Below are 12,053 nucleotides of genomic sequence, written 5' to 3' on the forward strand. Positions count from 1 at the left end.
ACTAAAACCGGCCCTTGATCTCGTAATGCTTCTCTTTTAACAATTTGATGTGCTGTACTTTTTTAACGCGATAGAGACTGTCCGGATAGTAAAAAAGACTATCCTGCGATGTATAAAGTGAATTGCTGTTTTTTATGATGATCAACAAAGACTTTAAATGTTTCTGATCAAAAGTGATCTTTATTTCTTTGACAGGTATCTTATCGTCATCAGATACATAGGTTTCACTTTCCTGCTGCTTGTTTACACTAAAAAGGCCTTTCCAGGACGCACGGTTGATGTCCGCATCTGAAAATATACTGAGCTCTTTGCGCCAGTCGGCAATCTTCAGTTGCTTACGCTCCAATGAGTCATTGACTTCCACACTTTTGTGGATGCTGGGTTTGATTTTACTGAGCCTGCTCACCTCTCCCTCAAAGTAGCCTTTGATGTCGAAATAAGTCAATTCCCGCTGTTGCACTACCTCGGTATCATTGATGCAACCAAGACTCAGCAGCAGCAGGAATCCACAAACTGTTTGTCTTCTCATTTATACCAGTTCGTTGCCAGTCATGATCTCCGGTTTGGCAATGTTCATGATTTTCAGAATCGTCGGTGCTACATCACCCAATTTACCATTGGCTATCGTCTTGTAATCACTATCGATCAGGATACAAGGTACGAGGTTGGTCGTGTGTGCCGTATTTACAGACCCGTCGTTATTGATCATGTACTCCGAGTTGCCATGGTCTGCCAGAATAATAAAGGAATAACCATTAGCTGTACCGGTCTTTACAACCTGCTCTGCACAACTGTCGGCAGTTTCCACTGCTTTGATCACGGCTTCAAATACTCCGGTATGGCCTACCATATCCGGGTTTGCAAAATTGAGGCATACAAAGTCCGGCCAGCCACTTTCCAATTCTTTACAAATGGCCTCTGTGATTCCTGCAGCACTCATTTCCGGTTGCAGGTCATAGGTAGCTACTTTTGGCGATGGGACCAATATTCTTTTCTCATTGTGAAATTCCTGTTCGCGTCCACCCGAGAAGAAGAAGGTCACGTGCGGATATTTTTCAGTCTCTGCGATCCTGATCTGATTTTTTCCGGCTGCTTCCAGTACTTCGCCCAGGGTTTGGGACAGGTCGTCCTTCGTAAAGATCACATTTACATTCTGGAAACTTTCATCATAGGTCGTCATGGTCACATAATACAATGGCATTTTGTGCATGTCGAACTCCGGATAGTCCTCCTGACTGAGTACAGAAGTGATCTCACGGCCGCGGTCTGTCCTGTAATTGAAGCAGATCACCACGTCGTCTGCCTGTATGGTAGCTACCGGACTGCCATCAGCATTTGTCATCACCAATGGTCTGATGAATTCGTCGGTAATCCCGTCGCGGTAAGATTTTTCTATGGCTGCAATCGGATCGGTGATTGCTTCGCCTGTTCCTTTAGTCATCAGGTCATAGGCAAGTTTCACACGCTCCCATCTCCTGTCCCTGTCCATTGCATAATAGCGACCGATCAGGCTGGCCAATTTGCCAGTAGAAGTCTGCAGGTGCTGATCCAGGTCCCTGATGAAATTCAGTCCTGAATTGGGATCGGTATCCCTGCCATCCAGAAATGCATGAACAAATACATCTTTCAGCCCCTGCTCACCGGCAGCATCACAAAGGGCTTTCAGGTGATTGATGTGGGCATGTACACCACCATCGGATACAAGACCGATAAAGTGAACCGGTTTGTTATGTTCTTTGGCGTACTTAAAAGCAGCCAATAAAGTTTCATTGGTATGTAGTGTATGGTCTGTAATGGCTTTATTGATGCGTCCCAGTTCCTGGTAAACCACGCGGCCTGCACCCAGATTCATATGTCCTACTTCAGAATTACCCATTTGTCCCTCAGGAAGGCCTACAGCCTCGCCGGAAGCTTCCAGCTTGGAGTTAGGGTATTGCTGAAGCATTGAGTCAAAAGAGGGAGTGTTTGCCATGTACGCAGCATCGGAGCTGTCTTGTTTTCCATAACCCCATCCATCCAGGATAAGCAGTACTACTTTCTTATTATTCATTCGTGGTTTACTTTATTAATTTTATTCGCTGAAACATAGCAAATATAAGCCTAATCGTGCTTTTTTTTGAAGCTATTTGCAATTTGTGATGGATTAATGGCATAATTTATGTTCGAAATTGACATTAGCTATTTTAGAGATGATGAAGCCCTTACTTTCGTTGGTTGTATTTTTTATGTATTTTCCCTCTTTTGGTGCTATTCAGGCTGATATCATCGATATCTTATCCAATCATTTTAAAGCCGGTAACTCTAAAGAGATTGCCGTAAACTTTTCATCGTCTGTAGATCTGATCATCATTGATGAAGAAGACGTGTATTCTAAAGCCCAGGCAGAACAAATCTTAAGAAATTTTTTTTCTAAATATCCCCCCACTAAATCTACGGTAATTCACCGGCTCAACACCAGTGCAAATTACAGATATGGCGCGCTTTCGCTCCTTACCAAAAATGGAACTTTCCGCGTGTCCATCACAATGAAAAAGTCCGGGACTGCTTTTTTTATCACAGAATTGCGAATTGAGACGGATAAATAGCGGTAAAATGCTATTTTTGGGTTTAAATTTAAGTTTTGGATAAGCAACTGACAGATCAATTCATAAAAAATGCAATAGCTGAAGACAAGGGCGACGGAGACCATACCTCGCTCTCTACGATACCTGCCAATGCACAGGGCAGAGCAAAATTGCTGATCAAAGAATCAGGAGTCATCGCAGGTGTAGAACTTGCCCTGGAAATTTTCAAACAGGTCGACCCTGCTTTAAAAACAGAAGTATTTATCAATGACGGTGCCGAAGTGAAATATGGCGATGTTGCACTCACCGTTTCCGGCAGTGCGCAGTCTATACTGCTTGCAGAAAGGCTGGTACTCAACTGCATGCAGCGCATGAGCGGCATTGCAACCAAAACCAATCATATCGTTCAGTTGTTAGCCCCATATTCAACAAAGATATTGGATACCCGTAAAACTACCCCTGGTCTCAGGTATCTCGAAAAATGGGCAGTACGCATCGGTGGAGGGGTCAATCACCGGATTGGTTTATACGATATGATATTGATCAAAGACAATCATGTAGATTACGCCGGTGGAATTTCCAAGGCTATCCTTGCTGCCAACCAATACCTGGAAAATACCGGAAAAGCCCTTGAGATTGAAATTGAGGTGCGTAACCTGGAGGAATTGGAACAGGTTCTGGAGATCGGAAAGGTCAACCGCATTATGCTGGATAATTTCAGTTTTGATGACCTGAAGACGGCCGTTCAACGGATCGATGGAAAATATACTACAGAGGCATCGGGCGGCATTGTAGAAGAAAATGTCACTGAATACGCTGCCTGCGGCGTAGATTACATTTCTATGGGCGCGCTTACGCATTCTGTAAAAAGTATGGATATTAGTTTAAAAGCCTTTTAGGATATGATTTCTATCTATTCTATATCGGCGGTTGTTTTAGCCTATCTCTTTGGTTCTATCCCAACAGCAGTTTGGCTTGGTCAGGCTTTTTATGGTGTAGATGTACGGGAATATGGTAGTGGCAATGCCGGGGCAACGAATACTTTCCGGGTATTGGGCAAGAAAGCCGGTATCGCCGTAATGATCATTGATATAGCCAAAGGCTATACTGCCACCAAACTTGCCTACTTTATAGGGCTGTCTGTTACGGGGCCACAGCATTCCACGCAATTTATTAATTATGAACTGGCATTGGGCGTGACCGCAGTGATGGGACATTTGTTCCCTATTTTTGCAGGTTTCAGAGGGGGTAAAGGAGTGGCTACGCTTTTTGGAATGATTTTGGCAGTTAACTTTCCGGCAGCGATGCTTTGTGTTCTGGTTTTTGTTGTCGTATTGTTGGCTACCAAGTATGTTTCATTGAGTTCGATATGTGCAGGTTTTACTTTTCCACTGAGCATCGTGTTCGTATTTCAGTCTTCAGTCAAATCTGAGGTCTTATATGGAATGTGTGTATGTGTGCTGATCCTGGTTACCCATCAAAAGAATCTTGAACGACTCCTCAAAAACAAGGAATCCAAAGTTTACCTGTTTAAGAAAAAAAACTAATTAAACTTACTTATGAAAAGAATATTAATTGTAGGCGTAACCGCGATAGGGTTAGCCTTCTCATCATGTTCCACTGTGCCTTTAACGGGTAGGAGCCGACTCAATCTGGTGAGTGACGAACAGGTATTGCCGATGGCTTTCCAAGCTTACAGTGAATTTCTAACTGAAAATAAAGGCGCCGTGCTGTCGGCCAGTAATGCCGAAGCTTCCCGGGTTAAAATGGTAGGCAATAAGATTATTGCAGCGGTGAAAAGTTACATGAACAACAACGGACATGCAGACCTCATCAAAAACTACAGCTGGGAAGTGAATGTGGTACAGAGCAAAGAATTGAATGCCTGGTGTATGCCAGGTGGTAAAATTGTGGTTTATACCGGGATATTGCCAGTAACTAAAGATGATGCAGGTCTGGCTACTGTAATGGGTCATGAAATTGCTCATGCCATTGCCGGACACTCTGCTGAACAAATGTCTACCCAAATGGTAGCTCAGGGTTTAGGGACTTTGGGAAATGTAGCTACAGCAAATAATGCAAAAAGACAGTCTATCTTCAATACCTTATATGGTGTGGGAACACCATTGGCAACCCTTAGCTTCAGTCGTAACCACGAGCTGGAGGCAGATCGCTTGGGACTGATCTTCATGGCAATGGCAGGATATAACCCTCAAAATGCTACTGCATTCTGGCAAAGGATGTCGCAGGTTTCTTCAGGCAGTCAGAAACCACCTGAATTCCTAAGCACTCACCCAAGTGATGCTACCCGTATAGCGAGGATACAGAATGCATTGCCTGAGGCACAGAAATACTATAAGCCTTAATTGGATTGAATGAACAGAAAAGCTGCCCTTGGGCGGCTTTTTTATTGCCCTAAAGTTTTTAACATGGCGGCAGCTTTGAGCAGGCATTCATCATATTCCTTTTCGGCATCTGCAGCATAGGTAATTGCACCGCCCACCTGAAAGGACAAGTACCTGGAAGTGGCATTGTACAGCATACTCCTGATGATGACGTTGAAGTCGAAATCCCCATCAGGACTGATATAACCAAATGAACCTGAGTAAGCCCCACGCCTGGTAGATTCATAAGTTTCGATCAGTTGCATGGCCCTCAACTTAGGTGCACCTGTCATGGAACCCATGGGGAAAGTGTTTTTTAAAGCATCGACAATGTGAATTCCGGTTGCAAGCTCTGCACTAATGGTCGAGATCATTTGGTAGACCTGTTTAAAACCATAGATTCCGAATAGTTCTTCCACTTTAACACTGCCCTTTAGTGCATTTTTTGTCAGGTCATTCCGGACCAGATCTACGATCATCACATTTTCCGCCTGTTCTTTAGCATCTTGCTGCAGGTTTTTTCTGATTTCCGCATCTTCTTCCGGATCAGCGCTCCGCTTTGCAGTTCCCTTAATGGGCTGCGAAATGAGCCGATTGCCGCGTTTACAAATGAAACGCTCCGGGCTAGCAGATAGTATATACTTATCGTGGAGCTTGAAAAATCCGGAAAAAGGGGTAGGGGAAAGGCTGTTGAGTTGGGAGTAAACCGCTAGTGGATCAATGTCTGCATGTTCTGCGAAAAATTCCTGACAGAAATTGACCTCGTAGATGTCGCCACGCAGGATATGTGTCTGCAACTGCTTTACAGTCTCTATGTAACTGGCTTTTGGAATCCTGCTGCACACTTTAAGTGGAGGTATCGCCATGTCTTCCGGGCCGGGTGTACTTTGTCCGATCTGCTGTAAAATTTCCTGCTCATCACCGATGAGTACTTCCACCGTTGTCCCTTTTATTTGGAGCAGGTAACGGGGAATAAAGAAGAATAAATCAGGGAAACCCAGGTTATCGGGATGATGCGAATTCAGGTTTTCAGTTTCATTCTTCAGGTCATAGCCCAGTAATCCAAACATCCATTCCGGCCGTGTATCGTAGAATGATTTAAGGGCTTCGAAAGCTGCACCGGCTGGCTCGCTGATGCTTTGGTCAATTCCCACTGCCAGCAGGAAGTCGAAACGGCCATATGGATCTGCATAATCATTGGAATCCAGACAGCAGCAGGCATCAAATTTGGCTGCCCATTGCAAAGCCTGTTTTTTAAATTGGTGTAGATCCTGAACCTTCATTTCTTGCGCAAATGTATAGAATCTACAGCAGATTTGTGCAAATGAAAAAGGCAGCCATTGGCTGCCTTTTCTAAGTATTCGTATGCCTTATCCTAAGGTCAGTGTCTGTGTCCGGTCAGGACCTACAGACAGGTATTTTACAGGAACTTCCAGTTCTTTTTCCAGGAAGGCAATGTAGGCCGACAGTTTTGCCGGGATTTCGTCATTCTTCGTGATTTTGGTCACGTCAGTTTCCCATCCTTCAATTGCTTTCAATACCGGTTTTGGTTCCACGGTAATGATGTCATAAGGCATATAGTCAATGGTTTCGCCATTGTGCTCATAATGTGTACAGGCATAAATGGTATCGAATCCATCCAATACGTCTGCTTTCATCATGATCAGCTCCGTAACGCCATTCAGCATGATCGCATATTTCAGCGCAGGAAGATCGATCCATCCGCAACGGCGGGCACGACCAGTTGTTGCACCAAATTCATGACCTACTTTGCGTAACGTTTCACCCACTTCATTGTCCAGTTCAGTAGGGAATGGTCCGCCTCCTACGCGTGTGCAATAGGCTTTGAAGATACCATAAACATGGCCTACCTTATTGGGCGCAATACCTAAACCGGTACAGGCACCTGCAGTAGTGGTGTTCGAAGAAGTAACGAAAGGATAAGAACCGAAGTCAACATCCAGCAAAGTACCCTGTGCACCTTCCGCCAATACTTTTTTTCCAGCTTTCAGAAAACCGTTCACATAGTGTTCGCTATCTACATGAGGGATATTTTTGATGAATTCAATCGCTTCAAAGAAAGCTGCTTCTTTTTCAGTAAGGTCGTATTGAAAATCATAATGCGCAAGCATTTCTTTGTGCTTCTCCACCAGTCTGTCGTAACGTTCCCTGAAATCAGGAAGGGTGGTATCACCTACACGCAGTCCATTGCGACCGGTTTTATCCATATAAGTCGGGCCGATTCCTTTCAGGGTAGAACCTATTTTGTTCTTGCCCATCTTCTGCTCGTTGGCAGCATCCAGTAGCTGGTGCGTAGGAAGGATCAGGTGTGCTTTGCGGGCAATTACCAATTTGCCTTTAGCTACAGGATCATGTCCTGCAGTTTTCAGGTTGTCCAGTTCCCTTTTTAAAATGATGGGGTCTATCACCACACCATTTCCGATTAAGTTCATTGTTTTTTCGTTGAAAATACCTGATGGTATGGTATTTAAAACAAACTTTTTGCCATCAAACTCTAAAGTATGCCCGGCATTCGGACCGCCTTGAAAACGAGCTATCAAATCATATTGCGGACTTAGTACATCAACAATTTTTCCCTTGCCTTCATCGCCCCATTGCAGGCCCAGAAGCACGTCTACTTGCGTCATTCTTTAAATTTAAAAATAGAAATATTTATAATTGGATATGTTTAACTTGCATGTTTTATGTCGGCATTCTGACTGTTCATGGCTGCTTTTGCAGCGCAATCGAAGCAAACGCCGTACAGGTTTAAAGAGTGGTGTTTGATCTGAAATTTCAGGAGATCACCAATCATGCTCTGGATCTGATGGATACGCGGATCGCAGAATTCCACCACTTTACCGCAATCAATGCAGATGACATGGTCATGCTGATGATAGCCGTATGACTTCTCAAACTGCGCCATATTTTTACCAAACTGATGTTTGGTCACCAAATCACAAGAGACCAGCAATTCCAGTGTATTGTACACTGTAGCCCTGCTTACGCGGTATTTCTGGTTTTTCATATGGATGTAGAGGGTCTCTACATCAAAGTGATCGTCTCTCGAGTAGATTTCTTCTAAGATGGCAAAACGCTCAGGCGTTTTTCTCAGACTTTTATTTTCGAGGTAGGCTTCGAAGATTTTTCTTACCAGCTCGCTGTTATGGTTTGTAGACATAGTTTTTAAACTCCTTTCAAAGGTATCAATTTTTATATAAAACGCTAATCATTTCAAAGTATTTTTAGGCATCAAACCTCGTGACACCTGTCACGCCTTTTACCTGCAACAGATTTTTAATCAGGTTGTCCAGGTGATCTTTGTCGTTCACAAAGATCATGATCGAGCCATCAAAAATCCCATTATCTGTATCTACAGTAATGGAACGCATGTTTACTTTGAAATCATTAGAAATGACTTTGGTGATGTTGTTGATCAGCCCTACATCGTCGATGCCAATGATGTGCAGACCGGTCAAAAATGTAAGTTCCTGCTGTTTGTTCCATTTGGCTTTCACCACGCGGTAACCATAATTGGCCATCAGTTGTGCCGCATTCGGACAACTCGTCCTGTGGATCTTGATGCCCTCATTCACAGTTACAAAACCGAAAACGTCATCCCCAGGGATCGGATTGCAGCAGGCTGCCAGGGTATAATCTATTTTTTGCAGATCTTCCCCGATCAGCAAAGTATCGGATTCAGGTCCCTTAACTTTACTCAAAAGTGCTTCTATCTGCTGATGCTCACTTCTTTCATTGCCTTTGTTGTTCTCAATCTCTTTCTCACTGGCCTGGTACTCCTTCAAATCTTTCAGTTCGATCTTGCCCTGGGCTACGGAAATGAACAGCTCCTGTGAAGAGGGGAGTTTGAAGAAATAGGCAATCTTGTTCAGGTTGTCGGTATTGTAAGTGATCTTCAGCGACTTCATTTTCCGCTCCAGCGTTTCTTTGCCGGTCTCCGCAATCTTTCTTTTCTCTTCTTTCAGGGAAGATTTGATCTTGGATTTGGCCTTAGCCGTCACTACAATGTTCAGCCAGTCTTCTTTAGGGGCTTGTTTGCCGGAGGTGATAATCTCCACCTGGTCCCCATTCTGCAGTTTGTAAGAAAGTGGTACCAGTTTATGGTTCACTTTGGCACCAATACATTTGGCCCCTACATCGGTATGGATCTCGAAGGCAAAATCGAGTGCAGTAGCGCCCAGCGGCAATTGGATCAATGCACCTTTTGGGGTGAAAATGAAAATCTCATCAGAGAACAGGTTCATTTTGAAATCGTCCAGAAAGTCCAGCGCATTGGCTTCAGGGTTGCTCAGCATTTCCCTCACTTTCATGATCCATTGGTCCAGTCCATTGTCGTTGCTCGATTCTTTGTACTTCCAGTGTGCCGCAAATCCTTTCTCTGCAATCTCATTCATGCGCTGTGTGCGGATCTGAATTTCTACCCACTGTCCTTTCGGACCCATTACGGTGGTGTGCAGCGACTCATATCCATTTCCCTTAGGAGAAGAAACCCAGTCCCTCAAGCGGTCCGGATTGGGCCGGTATAAGTCGGTTACTATAGAATAAGCTTTCCAGCAATCGGCTTTTTCATGCTCCGGCGGACTATCCAGTATAATCCTGATCGCAAAGAGGTCATACACTTCCTCAAAAGGGATGTTCTTGCTCTTCATCTTGTTCCAGATCGAATGTATGGATTTTGGCCGGCCATAAATGTCCGCAGACAGTCCTTGCTCTGCCAGGATTTCGTCAATCGGTTCTACAAAACGCTTGATGAACAGCGTGCGTTCCGCTTTTTTCTCATTCAGCTGGGTAGCAATGTATTTGTAGGTATCGGGCTCCAGGTATTTCATGGAAAGATCTTCCAGCTCCGATTTAATCGCATATAGCCCCAGCCGGTGTGCCAACGGTGCATAAAGGTAGATCGTTTCCGATGCGATCTTCAATTGCTTCTGCCTTGGCATGAAATCCATGGTGCGCATATTGTGCAGGCGGTCAGCCAGCTTAATCAGGATTACCCGTACATCATCTGCCAGTGTCAGGAGCATTTTCCGGAAATTCTCTGCCTGCAGCGAACTGTTGTAGTCAAAGACCCCGGAGATTTTGGTCAGCCCATCAATGATCTTGGCGGTTTTCTTGCCAAATTCCCTTTCTATATCCTCAAGTGTAATGTCAGTATCTTCCACCACATCATGCAATAACGCGCATACGATGGATGTTGTACCCAGTCCAATCTCCTCCGCTGCGATCTGTGCTACAGCTATGGGATGGTAGATATAGGGTTCGCCCGATTTGCGCCGCATGTTTTTATGGCTTTCCAGGGCCATGTCAAATGCCTTTCTGATCTCTTTCTTATCACCCCGTTGCATGGTCGGCTTACATGCACGCAATAACGCACGGTACCTTTTTAAGATTTCTTGTTTCTCTGCTTCTAAGTCAATTACTAGCGCGTTCTTCATTAATATGCCTCTCGTTTATCCTTCAAAATAATTAGCATCAATATAAGCTTTTTTATAAATAACCGTTTTCAATTTGAATATTAATTGCAGGCCGGAATGATTTTACCGGCTGTGGTTCCGGTATTGTATTTTTTACGTAAATTATACTGTCCTTCGGGCGTAAAATATTATATTAGAGTTCAAATTAGGAAACAGCGATTAAAATTAGCTTTATCTTTACAGGGCTATAAATTTATGAAATTTCAAAGGTTATTTCTTCTGCTAATTGTCATTATTCACAGCACCTTACTGAAGGCGCAGATTGGTCCTGCACCAATGAAAGAGAATAATGTCCGCATGCCTAAATTGGGTAAGAATGACACGATCCGTGTTGCAGCTACCAATTTAGACGGCGAGATGGTCGCATGGATCCCTTTGAGACAGGTCGACATCTATGCCATGCGGATCTTCAAGTCGCAGGCCGACCGTGTAGCCTTCGATAGGTTGCGTTACAATGTCCTGAAAGTAATGCCTTATGCACTCTTCGCAAAAAGAAGGTATGAGCAGCTGGAGAAAGACCTGGCGCTGACTACAGAAAAAAAAGAACAGAAAAAGCTCGTAAAGCAATGTGATAAAGAGATCAAGGACATGTTCAACCGGGAGATCAAAGAACTGACGATCACCCAGGGGCAGATTCTGACCAAACTCGTGGACCGGGAGCTCGGCCGCACGACCTACGACATCGTCAAGCAAACCAAAGGCGGTTTTACCGCATTCCTCTACCAGTCCGTAGCCCGTGTAGTAGGACACAATTTAAAAAGCACTTACAGCCCCCAGGAAGATCGGGATATCGAATCCATCATCATCTCTTCCGGATATTATCAATAAGGGCATTCGCATAACATACATTAGATGAAATTAGACATATTAGTATTGGCCGTACATCCCGATGATGCAGAATTGGGTTGTTCAGGTACCATTGCCCGGCACATTGCGCAGGGAAAAAAAGCAGGTATAGTAGATTTTACCAGAGGTGAACTGGGCACACGCGGAAGCGCCGAAATCCGTGATGCGGAAGCTGCCAAAGCGGCGGAGATCCTCGGACTTCATGCCCGTGAAAACCTGAGGTTCCGGGATGGATTTTTCAGCAATGACGAAGCCCATCAACTGGAAGTGATCAAAGTGATCCGTAAATACCGACCCGACATCATCATCACCAATGCCTTGGACGACAGGCATCCGGACCACAAACGGGCCGGCGACCTGAGTAATGATGCCTGCTTTTTGTCGGGCCTGCCCAGGATCGTTACGGAACTGGATGGGATACAACAGGAACATTGGCGACCATCTCTGGTCTTGCAGTTTATTCAAGACCGTTACATTCAACCCGATATTATCGTAGACATTACAGATTATATGGAGCTGAAACTGGATTCCATTAAGGCTTACGGCACCCAGTTTTTCAATCCCGAAGTAGAAGAAACACCTACCTACATTTCATCGCCTGAGTTTTTCGAAAGTGTGATCGGCAGGGCCAGGGAATTTGGTAAATCCATCGGTGCTGCCTACGGGGAAGGTTTTACCTCACGCAAACTCCTGGGTGTCGATGACCTTTTCCAATTGAGATAACCAAAGGGCTACCATCATCCAACAAAAGCGGCCATATTTTG

General features: G+C 44.5%; 12 protein-coding genes. 6 read left to right on the forward strand and 6 right to left on the reverse strand.

What is annotated here, in order from left to right; genetic code table 11:
- Position 1: 1 nt before the first annotated feature.
- Positions 2-529, reverse strand: coding sequence for a hypothetical protein (locus WAE59_RS00145; protein ID WP_337853888.1), 528 nt, complete (start codon positions 527-529; stop codon positions 2-4).
- Positions 530-2,050: a 2,3-bisphosphoglycerate-independent phosphoglycerate mutase gene (gene gpmI, locus WAE59_RS00150; protein ID WP_337853889.1), complete on the reverse strand. Its 1,521-nt coding sequence runs from the start codon at positions 2,048-2,050 to the stop codon at positions 530-532. It lies immediately after the preceding gene.
- A 139-nt stretch (positions 2,051-2,189) separates the two neighbouring features.
- Between gpmI and WAE59_RS00155 the strand changes: the two genes are divergently transcribed.
- The 4 genes from WAE59_RS00155 to WAE59_RS00170 are packed head-to-tail and all read left to right on the forward strand — an operon-like array spanning position 2,190 to position 4,930.
- A complete protein-coding gene (locus WAE59_RS00155) occupies positions 2,190-2,585 on the forward strand; it encodes a DUF4783 domain-containing protein (protein WP_337853890.1) in 396 nt (131 codons plus the stop codon).
- A gap of 35 nt (positions 2,586-2,620) precedes the next feature.
- Positions 2,621-3,463, forward strand: coding sequence for a carboxylating nicotinate-nucleotide diphosphorylase (nadC, locus tag WAE59_RS00160; RefSeq protein ID WP_337853891.1), 843 nt, complete (start codon positions 2,621-2,623; stop codon positions 3,461-3,463).
- 3 nt (positions 3,464-3,466) lie between these two features.
- On the forward strand, positions 3,467-4,111 hold the full coding sequence (gene plsY, locus WAE59_RS00165) for a glycerol-3-phosphate 1-O-acyltransferase PlsY (protein ID WP_337853892.1): 645 nt from the start codon (positions 3,467-3,469) through the stop codon (positions 4,109-4,111).
- A gap of 12 nt (positions 4,112-4,123) precedes the next feature.
- A complete protein-coding gene (locus WAE59_RS00170; protein WP_337853893.1) occupies positions 4,124-4,930 on the forward strand; it encodes a M48 family metallopeptidase in 807 nt (268 codons plus the stop codon).
- A 41-nt stretch (positions 4,931-4,971) separates the two neighbouring features.
- Here the strand turns inward: WAE59_RS00170 and WAE59_RS00175 are convergent, their stop codons facing one another.
- From WAE59_RS00175 to WAE59_RS00190, 4 genes are all read right to left on the reverse strand, one after another.
- Complete coding sequence (locus WAE59_RS00175; RefSeq protein ID WP_337853894.1) at positions 4,972-6,231, reverse strand: anthranilate synthase component I family protein; 1,260 nt, start codon at positions 6,229-6,231, stop codon at positions 4,972-4,974.
- Between the two features lie 87 nt (positions 6,232-6,318).
- The gene (locus WAE59_RS00180; RefSeq protein ID WP_337853895.1) at positions 6,319-7,596 is read right to left on the reverse strand and encodes an adenylosuccinate synthase; all 1,278 of its coding nucleotides are present in this window, start codon (positions 7,594-7,596) and stop codon (positions 6,319-6,321) included.
- Positions 7,597-7,637: 41 nt separating this feature from the next.
- Complete coding sequence (locus tag WAE59_RS00185; protein WP_337853896.1) at positions 7,638-8,129, reverse strand: Fur family transcriptional regulator; 492 nt, start codon at positions 8,127-8,129, stop codon at positions 7,638-7,640.
- A 64-nt stretch (positions 8,130-8,193) separates the two neighbouring features.
- The gene (locus tag WAE59_RS00190; RefSeq protein ID WP_337853897.1) at positions 8,194-10,404 is read right to left on the reverse strand and encodes a RelA/SpoT family protein; all 2,211 of its coding nucleotides are present in this window, start codon (positions 10,402-10,404) and stop codon (positions 8,194-8,196) included.
- A 234-nt stretch (positions 10,405-10,638) separates the two neighbouring features.
- On the opposite strand from WAE59_RS00190, the gene WAE59_RS00195 reads away from it, so the two are divergent.
- Positions 10,639-11,271, forward strand: a complete 633-nt coding sequence (locus WAE59_RS00195; RefSeq protein ID WP_337853898.1) for a DUF4294 domain-containing protein — start codon at positions 10,639-10,641, stop codon at positions 11,269-11,271.
- Between the two features lie 24 nt (positions 11,272-11,295).
- Positions 11,296-12,012: a bacillithiol biosynthesis deacetylase BshB1 gene (bshB1, locus tag WAE59_RS00200; RefSeq protein WP_337853899.1), complete on the forward strand. Its 717-nt coding sequence runs from the start codon at positions 11,296-11,298 to the stop codon at positions 12,010-12,012.
- Positions 12,013-12,053 lie beyond the last annotated feature (41 nt).

The sequence above is a fragment of the Pedobacter sp. GR22-6 genome, from assembly GCF_037402555.1.
Taxonomy (GTDB): Bacteria; Bacteroidota; Bacteroidia; order Sphingobacteriales; family Sphingobacteriaceae; genus Pedobacter.